The 21,334-nt window shown below is 74.3% G+C and carries 18 protein-coding genes and 1 pseudogene; 15 read left to right on the top strand and 4 right to left on the bottom strand.

Features of this window, described 5'->3' with window-relative positions; all coding sequences use genetic code 11:
* From PAI11_RS27650 to sufD, 5 genes and pseudogenes are all read left to right on the top strand, one after another.
* Window positions 1-367 (top strand): annotated as a pseudogene (locus tag PAI11_RS27650) (hypothetical protein); the annotation flags it as partial.
* Window positions 364-918 (top strand): cysteine dioxygenase, encoded by a 555-nt coding sequence (locus PAI11_RS22850; RefSeq protein ID WP_007579226.1) that lies wholly within the window; start codon window positions 364-366, stop codon window positions 916-918. The pseudogene PAI11_RS27650 and the gene PAI11_RS22850, both read left to right, overlap by 4 nt.
* Before the next feature lie 206 nt (window positions 919-1,124).
* Window positions 1,125-1,439 carry a Rieske (2Fe-2S) protein gene (locus tag PAI11_RS22845; RefSeq protein ID WP_040601465.1) on the top strand — a complete coding sequence of 105 codons (315 nt, stop codon included), beginning with the start codon at window positions 1,125-1,127 and terminating at the stop codon, window positions 1,437-1,439.
* Between the two features lie 2 nt (window positions 1,440-1,441).
* The gene (gene sufB / locus PAI11_RS22840; protein ID WP_007579224.1) at window positions 1,442-2,893 is read left to right on the top strand and encodes a Fe-S cluster assembly protein SufB; all 1,452 of its coding nucleotides are present in this window, start codon (window positions 1,442-1,444) and stop codon (window positions 2,891-2,893) included.
* Window positions 2,894-2,939: 46 nt separating this feature from the next.
* The gene (gene sufD / locus PAI11_RS22835; RefSeq protein ID WP_007579223.1) at window positions 2,940-4,220 is read left to right on the top strand and encodes a Fe-S cluster assembly protein SufD; all 1,281 of its coding nucleotides are present in this window, start codon (window positions 2,940-2,942) and stop codon (window positions 4,218-4,220) included.
* Between the two features lie 92 nt (window positions 4,221-4,312).
* On the opposite strand, the gene PAI11_RS22830 is transcribed toward sufD, so the two are convergent.
* The gene (locus PAI11_RS22830) at window positions 4,313-5,182 is read right to left on the bottom strand and encodes a calcium-binding protein (RefSeq protein ID WP_007579222.1); all 870 of its coding nucleotides are present in this window, start codon (window positions 5,180-5,182) and stop codon (window positions 4,313-4,315) included.
* A gap of 163 nt (window positions 5,183-5,345) precedes the next feature.
* Here PAI11_RS22830 and PAI11_RS25115 point away from each other — a divergent pair, with 163 nt between their 5' ends.
* The 7 genes from PAI11_RS25115 to PAI11_RS22795 all read left to right on the top strand — a co-directional run bounded on the left by PAI11_RS25115 (window position 5,346) and on the right by PAI11_RS22795 (window position 14,377).
* Window positions 5,346-5,942: a calcium-binding protein gene (locus PAI11_RS25115; protein WP_050897365.1), complete on the top strand. Its 597-nt coding sequence runs from the start codon at window positions 5,346-5,348 to the stop codon at window positions 5,940-5,942.
* A 97-nt stretch (window positions 5,943-6,039) separates the two neighbouring features.
* The gene (locus PAI11_RS22820; protein ID WP_007579220.1) at window positions 6,040-6,705 is read left to right on the top strand and encodes a response regulator transcription factor; all 666 of its coding nucleotides are present in this window, start codon (window positions 6,040-6,042) and stop codon (window positions 6,703-6,705) included.
* 5 nt (window positions 6,706-6,710) lie between these two features.
* Entirely contained in the window at window positions 6,711-8,093 is a 1,383-nt protein-coding gene (locus tag PAI11_RS22815) for a HAMP domain-containing sensor histidine kinase (RefSeq protein WP_007579219.1), read from the top strand.
* 91 nt (window positions 8,094-8,184) lie between these two features.
* Complete coding sequence (locus PAI11_RS22810) at window positions 8,185-9,990, top strand: hypothetical protein (RefSeq protein ID WP_007579218.1); 1,806 nt, start codon at window positions 8,185-8,187, stop codon at window positions 9,988-9,990.
* Between the two features lie 122 nt (window positions 9,991-10,112).
* Window positions 10,113-11,678, top strand: coding sequence for a glycoside hydrolase family 5 protein (locus PAI11_RS22805; protein WP_244406588.1), 1,566 nt, complete (start codon window positions 10,113-10,115; stop codon window positions 11,676-11,678).
* 90 nt (window positions 11,679-11,768) lie between these two features.
* Window positions 11,769-13,232 carry a cystathionine beta-synthase gene (locus PAI11_RS22800; protein WP_007579216.1) on the top strand — a complete coding sequence of 488 codons (1,464 nt, stop codon included), beginning with the start codon at window positions 11,769-11,771 and terminating at the stop codon, window positions 13,230-13,232.
* A gap of 5 nt (window positions 13,233-13,237) precedes the next feature.
* Window positions 13,238-14,377, top strand: a complete 1,140-nt coding sequence (locus PAI11_RS22795; protein WP_007579215.1) for a PLP-dependent transferase — start codon at window positions 13,238-13,240, stop codon at window positions 14,375-14,377.
* Window positions 14,378-14,498: 121 nt separating this feature from the next.
* Here the strand turns inward: PAI11_RS22795 and PAI11_RS22790 are convergent, their stop codons facing one another.
* The 3 genes from PAI11_RS22790 to PAI11_RS22780 all read right to left on the bottom strand — a co-directional run bounded on the left by PAI11_RS22790 (window position 14,499) and on the right by PAI11_RS22780 (window position 16,656).
* Window positions 14,499-15,290, bottom strand: coding sequence for a PadR family transcriptional regulator (locus PAI11_RS22790; protein WP_007579214.1), 792 nt, complete (start codon window positions 15,288-15,290; stop codon window positions 14,499-14,501).
* Between the two features lie 105 nt (window positions 15,291-15,395).
* On the bottom strand, window positions 15,396-15,668 hold the full coding sequence (locus tag PAI11_RS22785) for a hypothetical protein (protein ID WP_007579213.1): 273 nt from the start codon (window positions 15,666-15,668) through the stop codon (window positions 15,396-15,398).
* A gap of 82 nt (window positions 15,669-15,750) precedes the next feature.
* Window positions 15,751-16,656: a beta-keto acid cleavage family enzyme gene (locus PAI11_RS22780; RefSeq protein ID WP_007579212.1), complete on the bottom strand. Its 906-nt coding sequence runs from the start codon at window positions 16,654-16,656 to the stop codon at window positions 15,751-15,753.
* Window positions 16,657-16,825: 169 nt separating this feature from the next.
* On the opposite strand from PAI11_RS22780, the gene PAI11_RS22775 reads away from it, so the two are divergent.
* The 3 genes from PAI11_RS22775 to PAI11_RS22765 all read left to right on the top strand — a co-directional run.
* Window positions 16,826-18,079 (top strand): PucR family transcriptional regulator, encoded by a 1,254-nt coding sequence (locus tag PAI11_RS22775; protein ID WP_007579211.1) that lies wholly within the window; start codon window positions 16,826-16,828, stop codon window positions 18,077-18,079.
* A 101-nt stretch (window positions 18,080-18,180) separates the two neighbouring features.
* On the top strand, window positions 18,181-19,830 hold the full coding sequence (locus tag PAI11_RS22770; RefSeq protein ID WP_007579210.1) for an acyl-CoA carboxylase subunit beta: 1,650 nt from the start codon (window positions 18,181-18,183) through the stop codon (window positions 19,828-19,830).
* Between the two features lie 68 nt (window positions 19,831-19,898).
* On the top strand, window positions 19,899-21,334 hold a 1,436-nt coding region (locus PAI11_RS22765), incomplete at its 3' end, for an acetyl-CoA carboxylase biotin carboxylase subunit (RefSeq protein WP_040601467.1).

Below are 21,334 nucleotides of genomic sequence, written 5' to 3'. Positions count from 1 at the left end.
TGTAGGCGAAGATCGCCTTGCGGATGTCCTGGTCGGCGCCCGCTCGCCGCTGATCGCCTACGAGACCTCGTCGTTCGGCCCCCGCGGGCTGGCGTCGGCGGCCCAGGCCGTCGGGGCCGACCGCCTGGCCTTCGGCAGCGACCGCCCGGTCGTCGACCCGCGGCTGCAGCACGTGCCGGTCGTCGCCGGCATCGATCCCCGGGCCCTGGCATCGGTCGCCGCCGCGCGGCTGCTGGGGGAGGGCGCGCCGCGCGCCGCGGACCCGGCCGCCGACGCCTCGCCGAGCCTGACCCTCACCACCACCGGCGGGCCCGATCCCGCTCGCCGTCCGGGAACCACGACCCGCCCCGCCAAGGAGGCTGCATGAGCACCGTCGTCGCCGCGCCCACGCCGATCCTCGAGGAGGAGCCGTCGGTCGTCGCCGACCTGCTCCCGCGCGAGGGCGTCCTCGCGTCGGGCGAGCTGCAGCGGCTGGCGGCCACGATCGCGGAGCAGCCCGAGCGCTGGTCGCAGCTGGTCCAGCACGATCCGGCCCGGCGGCACTACGAGCTGCTGCACGAGGACGAGCACGTGACGGTCTGGCTGATCTGCTGGAGCCCGGGCCACGACACCGGCTTCCACGACCACGACACCTCGAGCGCCGGAGTCGCGGTCGCCGAGGGCGGGATCGTCGACGAGCGGCTGACGGCGCACGGCGACCCGATCACGACCCTGCTCGAGCCCGGTCGTGGCACCACGATCGAGCCGACCGAGATCCACCGGGTCCACCACCCGGGCGGCGAGCCGACGGTCTCGGTCCATGCCTACTCGCCGCCGCTGCGGCGGATGGGGGCCTACGAGGTCGCCCCCGACGGGCGGCTGCTGCGCCACGCCCAGCCGGGCGAGGACGGGCTCGAGCCGGTCCGCTCGTCGCACTGAGCCGGGCGGCCGGGACGAGCCCTGGCGGCCTGGCCGACGGGCCTCCCCGGCGTCGAGTTAGGGGCACCTATTTGTAGTCCCTCAAAAATGGGGTGACGGTCCGCGGCGCGGGATCGATACAATTCCGCCTACAGGCATCGGACTTGCGGATGGACGTTCGTCCTCCCCGCGACCGTCGCCTGCGATCCGCTCCGACTCGACCCCCCGTGCCCCTGATCGACGTCTGCCCACTGTCCGAGCTTCCCGACGGGAAGCGCGTGACGCTGGAGCACGACGACGTCGAGATCATGGTCGTCAACTGCGGCGGTGAGATCCTCGCGATGGAGGATCGCTGCAGCCACGACGACGGTGATCTGTCGGAGGGCGAACTGGACGTCGCGGCCTGCACGATGGAGTGCCCGCGCCACGGCGCGCTGTTCGATCTGCGGACCGGCCGACCGATCACGCTTCCGGCGTTCCAGCCGGTCGACACCTTCCCCGTCGTTCTCGACGGAGACACCATCAAGCTCGAGGTGGACTGAACATGCCCACGCCCCCGGAGACCTCCGCCAGCCTGCTCAACGAGGAGGAGACGTCGCTCAAGGACCTCAACGCCGACTACACGGCGAAGTACGGGTTCCACGACGCCGAGGACTACCTCTACAAGGCACCGAAGGGCATCAACCGCGAGATCGTCGAGAAGATCTCCGAGTTCAAGAGCGAGCCGCAGTGGATGCGGGACTTCCGGCTCAAGGCGCTGGAGCACTTCTTCGCGCGTGAGCAGCCGACCTGGGGCAGCCCGATGCTGGCCGAGGTCGACTACGACGACATCCACTACTTCGTCCGCGCGTCCGAGCGGGCCGAGCGCTCGTGGGACGACGTCCCCGAGGACGTCAAGAAGACCTTCGACCGGCTCGGGATCCCCGAGGCCGAGCGCAAGTTCCTCTCCGGCGTCGGGGCGCAGTACGAGTCCGAGGTCGTCTACCACCAGGTGAACGAGGAGCTCGAGAAGCAGGGCGTCATCTTCATGGACATGGACACCGCGCTCCGTGAGCACGAGGACCTGGTCCGCGAGTACTTCGCCACGATCATCCCGCCGAACGACAACAAGCTGGCCGCGCTCAACAGCGCCGTCTGGTCCGGCGGGTCGTTCGTGTACGTGCCGCCGGGCGTGCACGTCGAGATGCCGCTGCAGGCCTACTTCCGGATCAACACCGAGAACATGGGCCAGTTCGAGCGGACGATCATCATCGCCGACGAGGGCTCCTACGTGCACTACGTCGAGGGCTGCACCGCCCCGACGTACTCCAGCTCGTCGCTGCACTCCGCGGTCGTCGAGCTGATCGCCAAGCCCGGCGCCCGGATCCGCTACACGACGGTCCAGAACTGGTCGCAGAACGTCTTCAACCTGGTGACCAAGCGCGCGGTCGCCCAGGAGGACGCGACCGTCGAGTGGGTCGACTGCAACCTCGGCTCGAAGCTGACGATGAAGTACCCCGCCGTCTACCTGATGGGCGAGCGCGCCCACGGCGAGGTGCTCTCGATCGCCTTCGCCGGTGCCGGCCAGCACCAGGACGCCGGCGCCAAGATCGTCCACGCGGCGCCGAACACGACCTCGAACATCTTCGCCAAGTCGATCTCCAAGGACGGCGGGCGCTCCAGCTACCGCGGCCTGCTCGAGGTCGGCAAGGGCGCGATCGGCTCGAAGTCGAAGGTCGTCTGCGACGCGCTGCTGCTCGACGACCGCTCGAAGACCGACACCTGGCCGACGATCCGGATCGACGAGGACCAGGTCGACATCGGCCACGAGGCGACCGTCTCGAAGGTCGGCGACGAGCAGCTCTTCTACCTCCAGTCCCACGGCCTGCCCGAGGACGAGGCGGCGAAGCTGATCGTCAACGGCTTCATCGAGCCGATCGTCAAGGAGCTCCCGATGGAGTACGCGGTCGAGATGAACCGGCTCATCGAGTTGCAAATGGAAGGCAGCATCGGGTAGCGCGCGTCGCCTCCCGCCGCCGTTCCTCTGTTCCTCGAAGGCCTTCATGACCACGACCACTTCCCCTGACCCCACCTGGCTGACCGAGCGCCGCGACGCGGCGCGGGCCGAGCTGCTGACGCTCGAGCTGCCGTCGTTCCGCGACGTCCCGGGCTGGGAGTTCACCGAGATCCCCGAGCTCGACCTGGACGCCTACCCGGCGCCCGACGCGGTCTCGGCCGACCAGGACGCCGCCGCGGTCGCCGCGGCGACGCCGGTCTTCGACCACCTGCCCGAGGGCACCGTCACGATCACCCAGATCGACGACCGGACCTTCGGCGGCGAGCGCGCGGAGGCCGTCTCGGAGGGCCCGCTGGTGCTCCCGCTCGAGGTCGCCGCCGAGCGCCACCCCGACCTGGTCGAGCCCTACCTGGGGAAGATCGAGACCCAGCGGACGCCGTTCACGGCCCGCAACGACAGCGACTGGCGCGGCGGGTTCTTCGTCCACGTCCCGCGCAACACGCACCTCGAGGCGCCGGTCCTGCTGACGCTGATCCAGGCCCAGGCCGGTCGCGCCGCCTCGCCGCGGACGCTGATCGTGCTCGAGGAGGGCGCCGAGGCCGAGGTCTGGTCGCAGGCCGTCTCGACCTCGCCGGAGCTGGAGGCGCTGGTCAACGGGGTCGTCGAGATCCACGTCGGGGCCAACGCCCGCCTGCGCTTCGTCGACGTCCAGGACCTCTCCGAGAAGACCTGGATCTTCGGCGCGCAGCGGGCCACCATCGACCGCGACGGCTGGATCGACTGGATCACGCTCGGCCTCGGCTCGGCCAAGGGCAAGGTCTTCCAGGAGACCTCGCTCGACGGTCCCGGCGCTCACGGTCGCGTCACCGGCGGCTACGCCACCCACGGCAAGCAGCACCTCGACTTCGACACGCTGCAGACCCACATGGCGCCGAACACGACCTCCGACCTGGCCTTCCGCGGCGTGCTGGCGGAGAAGTCGTCGACGGTCTGGCGCGGGATGATCAAGGTCGACGAGGCGGGCCAGCAGACCGACGCCTTCCAGGAGTCGCGCAACCTGCTGCTGGGGCGCAAGGCCCACGCCGACGCGATCCCCGGGCTGGAGATCGCCGCCAACGACGTCCGCTGCACCCACGCGGCGGCGATCGCGCAGATCGATCCCGAGCAGGTCTTCTACCTGCGCTCGCACGGCCTGCCCGAGGGGCGCGCCAAGCGGCTGGTGATCGAGGGCTTCATGGCCGAGCTGGTGACCCGCTTCGAGGAGGGCCCGGTCCGCGAGGCCCTCGGCGAGGTGCTGCACCGGCGCCTCGAAGCGGTTCTCGGCTAGCGGCCGCGTCCGCGACCGCGCGCTGGCGCGTCGCTCCCGGTGCCGCCCCGGGGGGAAGGCGGCACCGGAGCGGGCGCTCCTCCGCGGCGCTCCTAGGAGCCGACCTTCTCGCCGGCCGGCTTCTGCTGGGCGTCCTCGCTCTTGGAGTCCTTGGCCTTCGGGGCCTTGCGCTCGACCGTCTCGCACGAGCCGTTCGGGTTCTCGGCCGTGGCGTCGACGATCACGTCGACCTGGTCGAGGAAGGCACGGTCGTTGCCGGCGCCGCAGGTGATCCGATCGACCTCGCCGTCGCGGGTCCGGAAGCGATCGTTGCCGGGGCCGCCGTCGAGGGTGTCGCCGACCTGGTCGACCGCGCCGTCCGGACCGGGGTGGACGTCGCCGCGGGCGAGCGCCCACAGCGTGTCGTCGCCCTCGCCGCCGAAGCTCGTGTCCTGGCCGAGGTTGGCGTAGATCACGTCGTTGCCGGCGCCACCGTGCTGGGTGTCGTCGCCGGTGCCGCCCGCCATCCGGTCGTTGCCGTTCTCGCCGAACGCGCTGTCGTTGCCGCTGCCGCCGTAGATCCGGTCGAACGAGTCGCCGCCCTTGAGGGTGTCGTTGCCGGCCGCGCCGTAGATCCGGTCGAACGAGGTCCGGTCGCCGGTCCCGTTGGCGTCGCCGACGACGGTGTCGTCGCCGCTGCCGCCGTTGAGCCAGTCGTTGCCCTGGAGGCCCTGCAGCACGTCGTTGCCGGCCCCGCCGAAGACCCGGTCGTTGCCGAGGCCGCCGATCAGGGCGTCGTCGCCGGCGCGGCCGAAGATCCGGTCGTTGCCGCGGTTGCCGTCGATCCGGTCGGCCGACGAGGTGCCGACGAGGCGCTCGTTGCCGGGGCCGCCGTCGATCGTCGCCGCGAGCGCGGAAGCTGGCAGGATCGCGGTGGCGGCGATCGCCAGGACGGTGGCACGGCGGGAGAGCGAGATCGTCATTCGGTGTGCTCCTCGGAGAGGTCGTCGGGGGACGTCCACCGTTATCGCCGACCCGGGACCCGCCGTGGGGTGGTTCTCACCAACCCCTCACCGTTCGTGAGAAGCGCGTGAGAACGGGACCGAACCCGCGCGTGGTGCTCGGGGCACGTGCGAGGATGCATCGGTGCCATGGCCCCTGTCCGCCGATCGGTGGGCGGGCCATCCGACCCGCCCCGTCCACCCGTCCGCCGCCGGCCCCCGGCAGCGCGACCTGTCGCCGATCGGCTCGTCCATGCTCGTCGCCCTCCGCACCCCCTCACGTCGACTGCTCGCCACGGCCGTCGTCCTGCTCGTCTCCGTGCTGCTGGTCGCCGCGGCCGCCCAGGCGGCGACGCGCAGCGGTGGCCGGGGCAACGACACCCTGATCGGCACCTCGGCCGCCGACACGATCAACGGCAAGGGCGGCAACGACGTGATCCGCGGCCGCGGAGGAGCCGATCGGCTCTACGGCGGCGCCGGCAACGACGTGCTGTTCGGCGAGGGCGGCGGCGACCTGCTGTCCGGCGGACCGGGCAACGACACGCTGATCGGCGGCGCCGGCCCCGACCGGCTGATCGGCGGGAAGGGCCGCGACACGATCACGGCCGGCGACGGCAACGACGTGATCGACGCCGCCGACGGCGAGGTCGACCAGGTCACCTGCGGCAAGGGCCGGGACCGCGTGGTCGCCGACCGCGGCGACGTCGTGGCACGCGACTGCGAGAGCGTCACCCGCCGCTGAGGCCCGCGACCTCCGTCCACCCCGACCCAGCGCCCACCCGATTCCGCCCGAGCCCGCTCCCTCGCCCACCCTGCCCGACGGACCGGGCGGCCGGGCCGTGATCCTGCTGGTCGACGACGACGCGGCGATCCGCCGCACGCTCGCCGTCGGCCTGGAGCTGGAGGGCTTCTCGGTCGTCCCGGCGTCCGGCGGCCGCGCCGCGCTGGCCGCCGTGCCGCAGGTGCGGCCGGCGGCGGTCCTGCTCGACCTGACGATGCCCGACCTCGACGGCCTCGAGGTGCTGCGCCGGCTGCGGGCCGCGGGCGAGGACGTGCCCGTCTGCGTGCTCTCGGCCCGCGACGAGGTCGACGACCGCGTGACCGGGCTCCAGGCCGGCGCCGACGACTACATCGTCAAGCCGTTCGCGCTCGAGGAGGTCGCCGCGCGACTCCACGCGCTCCTGCGCCGGCGGCCGCCGGGCGACCAGCAGCGGCTGGCCGTCAGCGACATCGAGCTCGATCCGATCACGCACGTCGCGACCCGGGCCGGCCGCGACCTCGGCCTGACCCAGCGCGAGTTCGCGCTGCTGCAGCTGTTCCTGCGCCACCCCGGCGAGGTGCTCGATCGCGCCCGTTTGCACGAGGACGTCTGGGGCTACGACTTCGATCCCGGCACCAACATCGCCGACGTCTTCGTCGGCTACCTCCGCCGCAAGCTCGAGGCCGACGGGGGAGAGCGGGTCCTGCACACCGTTCGCGGCGTCGGGTTCGTCCTGCGAACCTGACGCGCGTGATCCTGGGCAACCTCCGCAGCCGGCTGACCTTCGGCGTCGTCGCCGTGCTGGCGATCGTGCTCGCGCTCGGCGGCGCGGTCGTCGCCCGCGAGGCGGACCGCTCGGAGCGCCAGAGCCTCGACGACCGGCTGCGGCGGACGGCGGAGCTGCTGGACACCGTGGTCGGCGACGCGATCACCAAGTCGCTCCCGGAGAAGGACGCGCGCCTGAACCAGGTGCTGCGCGCGACCGGCAGCTCGCTGGTGCTGTGGGTCGGCGGCGAGGACGTGGTCAAGGCGGGCATCCCGCTGCCCGCGCGGTCGAGCCCGGCGCCGCTCGGGTTCTCGACCCGCCAGGTCGGCGAGCGGCGGCTGCGGACCTTCGCGAAGACGTTCACGTCGGCCGACGGCGACGCGCTCGGCGTGCGGGCGATCCAGGAGGCCAGCAGCGACCTGCGGCCGCTGGAGCGGCGCCAGGGCTCGCTCGAGCGGCGACTGCTGCTGATCGGCCTGGCGATGCTGCTGCTGGCCGGGCTCGGGACCTGGTTCGCCGCCGACCTGGTGCTGCGGCCGCTGCGGCGACTGCGCACGGCGACCCACCGGATCGAGGGCGACGGCGACCTGGAGCGGCGGGTGCCGGTCGACGGTCCCGGGGAGCTGCGGTCGCTGGCCGGCTCGTTCAACGCGATGCTGGAGCGGCTCGGCCGCTCGGCGCAGGAGCGCAACCGCGCGCTCGAGGCGACGCGCCGCTTCGCCGCCGACGTCGGGCACGAGCTTCGCACGCCGCTGACCAGCGTCCAGGCGACGCTGTCGGCGATCGACCGCCACCCGGACGTCGACCCCGAGGTCCGCCAGATGATCGTCGGCGAGGCGCTCGCCGAGCAGCGGCGGCTCGTCGGCCTGCTCGACGGGCTGCAGGCGCTGGCGCGCGGCGACGCCAACCCGGTCGACGATGCCGACGTCGACCTGGCCGCGGTCGCCGCCGAGGCCGCCCGGGCCTTCGGCGATCGGCACCCGGAGATCGACCTCTCGGTGCGCCTGCCCGACGCCGCGGTCCCGGTCCGGGGATGGGAGCCCGGGCTGCGGCTGATCGTCGACAACCTGCTGCAGAACGCGGCCCGCCACGGGCGGCCGGAAGGGCAGGTGCGGCTGTCGGTCACGGAGGCCTCGCCCGATGTGGGGCCGCGGCTGGTGGTCGCCGACGACGGTCCCGGGATCGCCGCCGAGGAGCGGGAGCGGATCTTCGAGCCGTTCGTCCGCGGGAGCGGCGTCGACCGCCCGGGATCGGGGCTCGGGCTCGCGCTCGTCGCCCAGCAGGTCGGGCACCACGGGGCCAGCGTGACGATCGACGACGCGTCGATCGGCGGGGCGCGGGTGACCGTCCGCTTCCGCGCCACCTGAGCGCCTGGCGCGCGGAGGGTCAGCGGCCGCGTAGGCTGGCGTCGTGCCGTGTGCTTGGCGGGGGGTCGGGGCAGTCGCGTCGGCGGTCGGGGTGACCGCGCTGCTGGTCGTCGCGCCAGCCGGCGCGGCGGAGCCACCACCGCCGCTGACCGAGGCGCCGCTCTACGCGACGATGCTCGACCGCTGGAGCCCGACCGCGTTCGCCTACCGCGGCCTGCCGGGCCCGCCGCGAACCCGGCTCAACAGCCTGATGCTGCGGCTGCACGTGCGGGCGGTCCTCGACGGGCCGAGCGTGGTGCCGGCGAGCTATGCCGACCGCCGCCGGATCGCCGAGCTGGTCGACACGCTGACGCAGCCGCCGGCCTTCCGCGACGGTCCCTACAGCCGCTACGACCGCAACGATCCCGACCAGTCCCACCGCCCGGGATTCACCCAGGCGGCGGGTCGCGGGGGCAGCAGCCGCAACGCCGCCCAGCACATCGCGATCGATCCCGAGGCGGCGATCGCGCTGGCGGAGGCCTACGACGCGGGCACGAAGGTCGACCTGCCCGCGCGCCTGCGCACCCGGATCCGCCGGGTCGTGCTGCGGGTCGCCCGCCACCGGATGTTCGCCCCCGATCAGGTGCGGATCGGCCAGCTGCTGTGGACGGCCGAGATGCTGTGGGCGAAGCGGCTGGTCGACGGCGACCTGCGGGCCTTCGTCCGCGACTACCGGCGAGCGCTCGACACCCAGCGGCGGCTGCTGCCGCGGCTGCTGACCCGCGACGCCGGCTACCGCTACGTGCCGAACGACCGCGCCAACCGGATCAACCTGATGGACACCCCGGAGTACAGCCTGATCGCACTGGCCGGCGCGCAGTACCTGCCGCAGGCCCTGAAGGCCGGGATGCGGCTGCGCGCCGGCGAGCGGACGATCTACCGGCGCTGGATGCGGCGGGTGGTCTGGGGGTCGTTCGGCGACGACGGGACGCTCAACTGGGACACCGGCTGGGGCGCCGACCGCCGCTACCTGACCCAGTACTGGGGCTGGGCGACCGTCGAGCTGCAGGCGATCGGCACGATGCCCGGCGGGTTCCTGCCGGCCGCCGACCGCCGCCGGGTCGCCGCGCTCTGCGGTCGCGTGCGGGCCCGCTACCAGGAGCTGGCCGATCGCCGCGGGGTGCTGCCCAAGACGCTCTACAACGCGTCGACGCGCTTCCGGGCCAGCGGCAGCGACCAGGCGCTCGGATCGCTGCGGCTGCTGCGGTCGATCGCCGACTGCGGCGACGCGCCGGCCCCGACGGCGGCGGCCAGCTTCGATCGCGACCAGCCGCGCTACGCGGTCACGACGTCGCGCTACTCGACCTCGGTCGTCAGCTGGTCGCGCGACCTGACGTCGGGCGTCCTGCCGACCCGGTTGGTCGACGCGGGGGGACGGGCGATCGGCGGGCTCGGCGGCCGCCGCTCGAGCTTCGACCTGCAGGCCGGCGGCCTGCGGCTCGCCGGCGGCGCCGTCGCCGGCACGCGGGTCCGGCTGTCGGCGCGGCCGGGCAGCGGGCCGCTCGCCTCGCGCCGCTCGCTGCGCGGGACGATCACCCGCGGGGGGCAGCAGGCCAACGTCCGGTTCCGGTTCGACGAGGCGGGCTGGACGCTCAGCGGCCGGCTGCGTCGCCCGGCCGCGCGGCGCTGGCGGATCCCGATCGGCGGCAGCGCCAGGGTGACGGTCCACCGCGGTCGGACGACCGTCCTGCGGATCCGGCCGACCGCGGGCAGTAGCTGGCAGGTCCTGATCCCCGAGCGGGGCCGGGTGAGCCTGGCGCCGGTGTCCCGGGATCCGCTCGATCCGACGGTCCGGCGGGTCGCGGTGATCGCGCTCCCGCGGGGTCGCGCACTGGGTCTGCGGGTGCGCGTCGCCTGAGTCGGAATCGCGTTTCTGGACGAACGTACGAGCGCTGCTCGCCGGTTTGCGACGATTCCGATGTGGTGGATCGCCGTTCTCCGACCCGTCCTGCCCGTGAGCGTCGTTGCTCGCCGTGGGTGGTGGCCCTGCTCGCGCTGGTGGCGGTCCCCCTCGCGGTGCCTCCCGTCGCCGGTGCGGCCGGCCGCGATCGCTGGGCGCCGGCGCTGAAGCTCGGCAAGCCGCGGGTGCGGATCCCGGCCGCCGCGCTGTCGGCTCCGGCGGCGCGCCTCGGCGCCCCCGGCACGATCACCGCCGCCGACGCGCTGCGCGTCGGCCCCGCCCGCGAGGGCGGGCGGGCGCTGCTGACCGCCGACGGCCGCCGGGTCCTGCTGCGCGGCGCCAACGTCGCGGCGCTCGTCGACTACGGAGGCGCGCACGGCACCGTCGCGGTGACCGCGGCCGACGGCGTCCAGGCCCGCGCGCTCGGGATCAACGTGGTGCGCCTGGGCGTCTCCTGGTCGCGGATCCAGCCGCAGCCGGGCGTCACCGACCGCGGGTACCTGGCCGAGATCGAGCGCGCGGCGCGGGTCTTCGCCGATCGCGGGATCTACGTGGTGCTGGACATGCACCACGATCGCTACGCGGCCAACCTCGGCCAGCCGTCGTACGTGGAGTCCGACGGCGCGCCGGCGTGGGCGGTCGACACCGCCGGCACGTCCTGCTCGCCGCTGGCGGGCAGCCTGCAGGGCCTCGGCCGCTACTACACGACGCCCTGCGCGGCGAAGGCGGCGGAGGCGTTCTGGGAGGACCGCACGGTCGCCGGCCGGTCGCTGCAGGGGGCCTATGCCGACGCCGTCTCCGCCGCAACCGCCGCGGGGCGCAGGATCGGGCCTGCCTTCGCCGGCGTCGAGCTCTACAACGAGCCGGTCAGCCCCGACGCGTCGTGGCCGCCGAGCTGGGCGACCCAGCGCCTGTTCCCCTTCTACGCCAGGCTCGTGGCGCGGCTGCGCCGCGACGGCTACGGCGGTCCGGTCTGGTTCGAGGGCTTCGGCCCCGAGACCGCCCGCTTCGCCGCCGACGGGCAGCTGGTGTACTCGCCGCACATCTACACCGACGTCTTCTCCGGCGACGTCGACGCGGGCACCGAGGGCCGTCTGGACGCCGCCTATCGCGATGCCCAGCGGATGGCGACGGCGTTCGGCGCGGCCCTCGTCCCGGGCGAGTTCCCGGGCGCCGGGGGCGGCAACTGGGAGGCCTACCGGCGTTGGCAGCTGCGGATCCAGGATCGCGACCTGACCGGCGGCATCATCTGGATCTGGAAGCAGCACCCGACGAAGGACTACGGTTGGGGGGTCCTGAACCCCGACGGGGGGCTGCGTTCCGGGAGCCGGATCGCGCTCGACCTCGGGCGACCGCGGGTGGTGGCCGCGCGGCCGCGGATCGTCGCCCAGGACGCCGACGACGACGGGCTGACGGTCCGCACGTCGGGCGCCGGGACGGTCGAGCTGTGGACCGGCGCCGCGACCGGCTCCCGGGCATCGCGCGGGGCCGCGCGGACGCTGACGATCGATGGCCGGGCCCCGTCGTCGTCGATCGATCCGGTGACGGTGCGGGCGTCCGCGGCGCTGCCCGGAGCGACGGTCGGCGGTCGCCGGGTCCGCGTCACCCTGCCGGCAGGCGCGCACACCCTGCGCCTGCGGCCCTGATCCGCGGGCGCCGTGCGGACTCCAAACCGGCCTGGTCAGGTTCGTGGACCACGGCGGCACGGGCGGTCCCGAAGGGCGTACAGTGAGGGTATGTCCCACACCCCGATTTCCGATCAGGATTCCGCTCCCGGCGTCTCCGCGGGCTCCGGCGGCGGGCCGGGACCGAGGGCCGGGGAGGGCGGCGCGATCATCCACGACTCGATCCTCGACACGATCGGCGACACGCCGCTGGTGCGCCTGTCGCGGATCGGGGCCGGCCTGACCCCGCAGCTGGTGGCCAAGGTCGAGCAGCTCAACCCGGGCGGGTCGATCAAGGACCGGGTCGCGCTGCGGATGATCGAGGCGGCCGAGCGCGACGGGCTGCTGCGGCCCGGCGGCACGATCGTCGAGCCGACGTCGGGAAACACCGGCACCGGCCTGGCGATCGCCGCGCGGATCAAGGGCTACCGCGTGATCGCGGTGATGCCGGACAAGATGAGCCAGGAGAAGATCGACCTCCTGCGTGCCTACGGCGCCGAGGTCGTCGTTGCGCCGACCGACGTGCCGCCGGACTCGCCGCGCTCCTACTACCGGGTCGCCGACCGGCTGACGGCCGAGATCCCGGGGGCGTTCCAGCCGAACCAGTACGAGAACCCGGCCAACCCGCAGACGCACCTCGACTGGACCGGTCCCGAGATCTGGCGCCAGACCGGCGGCAGGATCACGCACCTGGTCGCGGGCGTCGGAACCGGCGGCACGATCACCGGCACGGCCCGCTACCTGAAGTCGAGGAACCCGGACATCCAGGTGATCGGCGCCGATCCCGAGGGCTCGATCTACAGCTCCAAGGAGGTTCGCCCCTACCTGACCGAGGGCGTCGGCGAGGACTTCTGGCCCAAGACCTTCGATCCGTCGGTCGTCGACCGCTACGTGACGGTCTCCGACAAGGACGCGTTCCTCGCCGCGCGCAGGCTCTCGCAGGTCGAGGGGATCCTGTCGGGCGGCTCGTGCGGCACGGCGATCGTCGCCGCGCTCGAGGTCGCCCGCGGGATCGACGACCCGAGCGCGCTGGTGGTCGTCGTCCTGCCCGACGGCGGGAGGTCGTACATCTCGAAGATCTACAACGACAGCTGGATGCGCGAGCACGGCTTCCTCGAGCGACCGCCCGAGCGGACCGTCGGCGACGTGCTGCGGACCAAGGAGGCCGAGGGCGGCGTGCCGCAGCTGGTCGCCGTGCGCCCGAGCCACAAGGTCCGGCAGGCGATCGCGCTGCTGCACGAGCACGGCGTCTCGCAGCTGCCCGTGGTCTCGCCGCACGACGAGCACGCGCTGGTCGGGTCGATCGGCGAGCGGGGCCTGCTGCGGCGGGCGGCGTCGGACCCGCAGGTGCTCGACGCCGAGATCGGCGACGTGATGGAGCCGCCGTTCCCGGCCGTCTCCGCCGACGCCCCGGTCCGCGAGGCGGTCGAGCTGCTGACCGGCGACCAGCCGGCGCTGGCCGTGATCGCCGACGGCCGCCTGGCCGGGCTGGTCACGCGCTCGGACCTGCTCGAGTCGCTGGTGGTGCCGTCGTGAGCCGGGTGCCCGACGACGCGCGGATCGCGACCCGCACCGTCCACGCCGGCCTCGATCCCGACCCGACCTACGGCTCGATCGTCCCGGCCATCCACCAGACCTCGACCTACGTCCAGCCCGCGCCCGGGCAGTTCGTCGGCGACTTCGACTACTCGCGCTCGGCCAACCCGACCCGGACCGCGCTGGAGAACGCGATCGGGCAGCTGGAGGGCGGGCTGGCGAGCGCCTTCTCCAGCGGCCTGGCCGGCGAGCACGCGCTGATCACCGCCGTCGCCCGGGCCGGCGCCCACGTGGTGCTGCCGAACGACCTCTACGGCGGGACCTACCGCCTGGTCGACAGCGTCCTGACGCGCTGGGGGCTCAGCTACGCGATCGTCGACCAGCGGGACCTGGACGCGGTCGCCGCGGCGATCCGGCCCGAGACCGCGCTGGTCTGGGTCGAGACGCCGACCAACCCGACGCTGAACGTCGTCGACATCGCCGGCCTCGTCGAGGTCGTGCGCGGCGCCGCCGCGACGCTGGCTCGCGAGGACGGGGGCGGGGCGGCATCCCGGTTCGCTCCCGGGCCGCTGGTCGTCGTCGACAACACCTTCGCGACCCCGATCCACCAGCGGCCGCTCGAGCTCGGGGCCGACGCCGTCGTGCACTCGACGACGAAGTACCTCGGCGGCCACTCCGACGTCGTCGGCGGCGCCGTGGTGGTCCGCGACGAGGAGCTGCACCGGGCCGTCCGCCACGTCCAGAACGCGGTCGGCGCGGTGCCCGGGCCGTTCGACTGCTTCCTGCTGCACCGCGGGCTGCGGACGCTGCACCTGCGGGTCGCCCAGCACGACAGGAACGGCGCGGCGGTCAGCGAGTACCTGCGCGGCGCCGCGGGCGTCAGCGAGGTCCACTGGCCCGGATTCGGCGGGATGGTCTCCTTCCGCCACCCCGACGCGGTGCGGATCGCGTCGTCGACGGCGATCTTCTCGCTCGCCGAGTCGCTGGGCGGCGTCGAATCGCTGATCGAGGTCCCGCAGGCGATGACCCACCAGTCGGTCGAGGGCTCCGACGCCGCGGTGCCGGCCGACCTGGTCCGGCTCAGCTGCGGGGTCGAGGATCCGGCCGACCTGGTCGCCGACCTGGAGCGGGCGATCGCGGGCTGAGGCGGGGCAGGGCCGCCGGGCCGTCGAGGCGCGCACGCCGGGACGAGGAAGTGCGCGACGGGCTGGCCGCCGCCGGCGGAGCACGCCGCCCCGGGACGGGGTGCGTGCTCCACGGGGCGGTCTAGGCGCCAGGCCCCGGAGCGGGCGCGTCCGGCCCGCCGGCGGCGTCGCCGCCCGGCTCGTCGGCCTCGCCCTCGGCGAGGATCCGGTAGAGGCGCCGGCGGGTCTCGGCGAGGACCTCGGCGGCCTCCGCCTGCTGCGCGGTCGATCCGGCCTGCGTGACCTGGAAGGCGGCGAAGCCGACCTCCCGCATCAGCGAGCCGATCTTCCACGTCTGGTCGCTGATGCCCTCGGCGGCGGCCTCCCAGGGGGTCCCGAGCGAGGCGCGATGCTCCTCGACGTGGGCCTTGCCCGCGTCGGTGAGGGCGAAGAACCGCCCGTTGCCCCGCTGCTCGCCCTGGACGAGGCCCTCGTCCTCCAGCTGCTGGAGCGAGGGGTAGACCGAGCCGGGGCTCGGCCGCCAGGCGCCCTGGCTGCGCTCCTCGATCTCCTGCATCAACTGGTAGCCGTTGGCCGCCTGCTCGTCCTCGAGGACCAGCAGCAGGGCGGCGCGGACGTCACCGCGACCGGCCCGCGGCCCACGGCCGCGGCGGCCTCGCGGGCCACCCGGCCCGGGGAAGCCCCCGGGACCCGGGAAGCCGCCCGGCCCGACGCCGCCCCATCCGCCGGGGCCGCCGCGCGGCCCGCGGCCGTGGCGGCCGGGACCGCCGTGGCGACCCGGACCGCGACCACCGGTCATGGCGTGGAACAGCTCGGCCAACCGCGGGTCGCGGAGGCCGGCTGCCATCTCGCGACCGCCGCGGCGGTCGCCGGGGCCGCAGATCGGCCCCCACTCGTGTGCGTGTGCCGTCATTCGGCACTCCTTTCGATCGCTTTCGATATGGCAACGATATATCGGTAACGATCGTTCGTCAAGGCGGTGGGGCGCGCGCGACCGGCACGCGGCGCTCCCCGCCGATCATCGCCCGCGTCCGTCCTGGGCGCGGCGGGCGAGCAGCGCCACCGCCAGGCCGACGGCGACGAGCGCGGTGAAGAGCGGGACCAGGTCGACCAGCAGCCCGGCCAGGCGGGGGTCGAGCACGCCGCTGCCCGCGGCCTCGGCCCGGCGGACCGTCAGCCCGACGACGAGCAGCAGCGCGGCGATCGCGGCGAGGGCGATGCCCCGCCGCTCGGCGACGGTCGGGCCGGCGGACGGTCGACGGCGGGCGGGCAGCGACGGTGCGGTGGACATGCCCGCAGCCTGCGCCACCGCGAGGCCGCCGCCCATCGCTCGGCGGGGGGAACCGCGCCCCCTCGCGCGGTGCGGCAGTCGCTCAGGCCGCGCTGCGCTGCGGCACGCCGAGGGCCGCGCGGGCCTCCTCGACGGTCGCGGGCCGACGGCCGGCGTCCTCGATCATCTGCCGGCCCTTGGCGATCAGCTCGCCGTTGGAGCGCGCCATCGTGCCGTCCGGCAGGTAGAAGTTGTCCTCCAGCCCGACCCGCACCGAGCCGCCCAGCGAGAGCGCCGCCGCCAGCATCGGCCACTGCACCCGCGAGATGCCGATCACGCCCCAGTGGTGACCGCCACCCCCGCTGCCGAGCACGGCCCCGACCTCGGCCAGGTTGTCGGCCATCGCCGCCAGGTTGCGCGCCGTCGGCGGGATCCCGCCGGTCACGCCCATCACGAAGTCGGCGTGCAGCGGGCCCTCGAGCAGGCCCATGTCGATCAGCGGCGCCAGGCTGCCGATGTGGCCGATGTCGAAGCACTCGTGCTCGGGCTTGATCCCCAGCCGGCGCATCGCCTCGAGCAGCGCCACGATCTCGTCGAAGGGGTTGGGGAAGATCGTCGAGAAGACGAACGCCTTGCGCCGCGACGAGTACTTCGCGTAGTTCATCGAGCCCATGTTCAGGGCCGCGACCTCGGGCCGGCAGGCCTCCAGGTAGGCGATCCGCTTCTCGACCGAGACCCCGATCGTGCCGGTCGAGAAGTTGATGATCGCGGCGTCGCCGACCTCGTCGCGGATCGCCTGGCTGATCGCCGCGAAGTCCTCGATCTCGTAGCTCGGGCGGCCGTCGGGGGAGCGCGCGTGGATGTGGATGTGGACGCCACCCTCGTCGACGATCCGGCGGGCCTCGGCCGCGTACTCGGCCGGGGTGTAGGGGATCGCCGGGCACTGCGCGCGGTTGGCGATCGAGCCCGAGATCGAGCAGGTGAGGATGGCGGGATGGTCGAGGCTCATCGGTGCTCCACGGTCGCCGTCCGCCGGGCGCGGCGAGCGGAGGCGCTCCTCCGACAGGGGCGCCAGCGCCGACGATACGGCGAGCGAGGTCCGGGAAGGGCGGGTGAGGGCCACAGTCCGACCCCGGTGGGCTGTGGCTCCTCCCTAGCCCGAGCGGTAGCCTGTGGCCGTGCCCGAGCCCCGCCCCGCGCAGGTCGACGAGGCGATCCGCTCGGCCGCCGCGTTCCTCGAGGACGCCGCCGCCGAGCTGGCGCCGGAGACCGCGGCCGAGATCCACGCCGGGGTCCCGGACCTGCCGGCGGCGCTGGCGGTCACCAGCCAGAGCACGAGCGGCGTCCGCGAGCTGATCTCGGCGATCGCCCGCGCCGTCCTGCGCGGGACGCCGCCCGACCAGCTGATCGTGCCCGAGCAGACGCTGGAGCACGCGCGGATGTACGTCCGCCGCGGCGTCGAGCTGCCGGTGCTGCTGCGGACCTACCGCGTCGGGCACGGCGTGATGTGGCGGCTGTGGACGGCGGCGGTCGACGACCAGGCCACCGACGCGGCCCAGCGGATCTTGCTCCGCGATCGTGCCGGCGAGCTGCTGTTCGGCTTCATGGACGCGGTCACCGGCCGCGTGGTCGAGGAGTACCACGCCGAGCGCGAGCGCTGGTCGCGCAGCGCGGCGGCCCAGCGCGCGGCGACCGTCCGCGACCTGCTCGACGGGCAGCCGATCGACCCGGCGGCGGCCGGTCGCACGCTCGGCCGCGAACTGGCCGGACGCCACGTCGGCGCGGTCCTCTGGACGACCTCGGGCGAGGACGCCGCCGGCGCCCCGGCGCGGCTGGAGCGCGCGGCGAGCGAGGTCGCGGCGGCGCTCGGCGACGACCGTCCGCTGCTGGTGCCGGTCGGGCACCGGGTGCTGTGGATGTGGGCGACGCCGGCCGACGGCGGCCGCGGCGGGGCTCCCGCGTCCGCCGACGCCGGTCCGACGACGCTGCGGGCGGATCGCGTCAGCGTCGCCTTCGGTGAGCCGGCGAGCGGCGTCGACGGCTTCCGCCACAGCCACGAGGAGGCGATCGCGGCGCGGCGCGTGGCCGTCCTCGGGGGCCGCTCGCCCGGCGCGACCAGCCACTGGCAGCGCTCGGGGCTGCTCGGGCTGCTGGCGGTCGACGTCGAGCTGGCCCGCCGCTTCGCCCACCGCGAGCTGGGGGAGCTGGACGCCGATGACGACGGCGCGGCCCGGCTGCGGGCGACGCTCGCGACGTTCCTGCGCGAGGGTGCCCACGTCGCCCGGACGGCCGAGCGGCTCGGCGTGCACCCGAACACGATCGGCAACCGCCTGCGCCAGTGCGAAACGGCGCTGGGGCGCACGATCGACCACCGGCGGTCGGAGCTGCAGGCCGCCCTGCTGATCCGCGACGGGCTCGTCGACCGCCGCTGACGGCGGCCGCTGCGCCTGGGTGGTTCCCCCAGCACTCGCGCAGCCGCTGTGGAGATCGAACAGGACGGCGAGCGCCGCCGGACCTAGGGTCGGGGACGACGATGTCGCTCGTCGGCGTGCGCCGGCGAACGACCGACCCCGGAGGGCCCGTGACCGCGACCGCCATCGATCCCCGCTCGGACGCCTACGTCGCCAACCGCGACGCGATGAACGCCCGCCTGGACGAGCTCGATCGGGTCCTCGACCAGGTTCGCGGCGGCGGGGGCGAGAAGTACGTCGCCCGCCACCGCAAGCGCGGCAAGCTGCTGGCCCGCGAGCGGATCGAGCTGCTGATCGACCGCGACAGCCCGTTCCTCGAGCTGCAGCCCTTCATCGGCCACGGCAGCGACTTCCAGGTCGGCGGCAGCGTCGTGACCGGGATCGGGATCGTCGAGGGGGTCGAGTGCATGATCACCGCCAACGACCCGACGGTCCGCGGCGGCGCGTCGAACCCGTTCACGCTCCGCAAGGTCCTGCGGGCGAGCGAGATCGCCCGCGAGAACCGGCTGCCGCTGATCAGCCTGGTCGAGTCCGGCGGCGCCGACCTGCCGACCCAGCTGGAGATCTTCATCCCCGGCGGCCAGATGTTCCGCGACCTCACGCGGCTCTCGGCGGCCGGGGTCCCGACGGTCGCGATCGTCTTCGGCAACTCGACCGCCGGCGGCGCCTACATCCCGGGGATGTGCGACTACACCGTCTTCGTCAAGGACCAGGCGAAGGTCTTCCTCGGCGGGCCGCCGCTGGTCAGGATGGCCACCGGCGAGGTCTCCGGCGACGAGGAGCTGGGCGGCGCCGACATGCACTCGCGGGTCTCCGGCCTCTCCGACGAGCTGGCCGAGGACGAGCCCGACGCGCTGCGGATCGGCCGCGACATCGTCCGCCGGCTGAACTGGCGCAAGCGCGGCCCCGGGCCGCGGACGCCCGCCGCCGACGTGGTGCCGCCGCTGCTCGACCCCGAGCAGCTGCTGGGGATCGTCTCGACCGACCTGAAGGTCCCGTTCGACACCCGCGAGGTCCTGGCGCGGATCGTCGACGGGTCCCGCTACGACGAGTTCAAGCCGCTCTACGGCACGGCGCTCTCGACCGGCTGGGCGGAGATCCAGGGCTTCCCGGTCGGGATCCTGGCCAACGTCCGCGGCGTCCTCTTCAGCGAGGAGGCGCAGAAGGCGACGCAGTTCATCCAGCTGGCGAACCAGAAGGACGTCCCGCTGCTGTTCGTCCACAACACGACCGGCTTCATGGTCGGCAAGGACTACGAGCAGGGCGGGATCATCAAGCACGGCGCGCAGTTCATCAACGCCGTCTCGAACTCCAAGGTGCCGCACATCGGGGTCGTCGTGGGCGCCTCGTACGGCGCCGCGAACTACGCGATGAGCGGCCGTGCCTACGCCCCGCGGTTCCTCTTCGCCTGGCCGTCGGCGCTCTCGTCGGTGATGGGCCCGGAGCAGCTGGCCGGGGTGCTGTCGATCGTCGCCCGCCAGGCCGCCGAGGCCAAGGGCCGCGAGTACGACGAGCAGCAGGACGCGGCCGTCAAGCAGATGGTCCGCGACAAGATCGCGGCCGAGCAGGTCGCGCTGGCGATCTCCGGCCGCGGCTACGACGACGGGATCATCGACCCGCGCGACACGAGGACGGTGGTGGGGATGGCCCTCTCGGCCTGCCACGGCGACGAGGTCCGCGGGGCCGAGGGCTTCGGGGTGTTCCGCCCGTGAGCGCCACCGACACGACCCCGACGACCGCGACCGCCGGGCCGACCGCGGCGGCGGCCGACCGCGCGCCGATCCGCCGGCTGCTGGTCGCCAACCGCGGCGAGATCGCCCGCCGGATCTTCGCCACCTGCCGCCGGCTGGGGATCGACACCGTCGCCGTCCACAGCGACGCCGACGCCGACGCGCCGTTCGTGCGCGACGCCGACCTGGCCGTCGCGCTCGGCGGCGCCGCCCCGGCCGAGTCCTACCTGCGAGCCGACGCGATCATCGCGGCCGCCCGGGCGACCGGTGCCGACGCGATCCACCCCGGCTACGGCTTCCTCTCCGAGGACGCCGGCTTCGCGGCGGCGGTGGCCGCGGCCGGGCTGCGCTGGATCGGCCCCTCGCCCGAGACGATCGAGGCGATGGGCTCGAAGCTCCGCGCCCGCGAGCTGATGGCCGCCGCCGGGGTCCCGGTCCTGCCCGGCGGCCGGATCGCCGAGGACGTCGGCGACGACGACCTGCGCGCTCAGGCGGACGCGGTCGGCTTCCCGCTGCTGGTCAAGGCGTCGGCCGGCGGCGGCGGTCGCGGGATGCGGCTGGTCGAGGACCCCGCGGCGCTGGCTGGCGCGGTCGCCTCGGCCCGCCACGAGGCCGCCTCCGCGTTCGGCGACGGCACCGTCTTCCTGGAGCGCTACGTCACCCGGCCGCGCCACGTCGAGGTCCAGATCCTCGGCGACCTGCACGGCACGGTCAGCGCGCTGCCGGAGCGCGACTGCTCGATCCAGCGCCGCCACCAGAAGCTGATCGAGGAGTCGCCCGCGCCGGCGATCGGCGACGACGTCCGCACCGTGCTCGCCGACGCCGCCCACAAGGCGGCGGGCGCGCTCGGCTACGTCAGCGCCGGCACCGTCGAGTTCGTGCTCGCCGATGGGGGCGGGGGGCGGGACGCCGATCCGGCGGTCTTCTTCCTCGAGGTCAACACCCGGCTCCAGGTCGAGCACCCGGTCACGGAGCTGGTCACCGGCCTGGACCTGGTCGAGCTGCAGCTGCGGATCGCCGAGGGCGAGCCGCTGCCGGCCGCGGCGATCGACCCGCCGGCCCGCGGGCACGCGATCGAGGCCCGGCTGGTGGCCGAGGACCCGGCCGCCGGCTGGCTTCCGCAGACCGGCCTGGTCGAGCAGTTCGGCTTCGCCGGCGCCGACGGCCGCGCCCTGCGGATCGACAGCGGCGTCGAGCCGGGCAGCGTCGTCTCGCCGCACTACGACTCGATGCTGGCGAAGGTGATCGTCCACGCGCCGACGCGCGACGCGGCGATCCGGCGCCTGGCGGACGCGCTGCGGCGGGCCGAGCTGGCCGGCCCGCGGACGGCGCGCGACCTGCTGGTACGGACGTTGGAGTCGCCGTCGTTCCGCAACGTCACCCACGACACCCAGCTGCTCGACGGCGACGCCCTCGCGGACCTGGCCGCGCCGCTGGTGACCGGCGAGCCGCTGCGGTGGGCCGCGGCGGCCGCGGCGCTGGCGCT

Origin of the sequence: Patulibacter medicamentivorans, from assembly GCF_000240225.1 — a bacterium.
GTDB lineage: Bacteria > Actinomycetota > Thermoleophilia > Solirubrobacterales > Solirubrobacteraceae > Patulibacter > Patulibacter medicamentivorans.
This window is presented reverse-complemented; position numbering and strand designations above follow the sequence as displayed.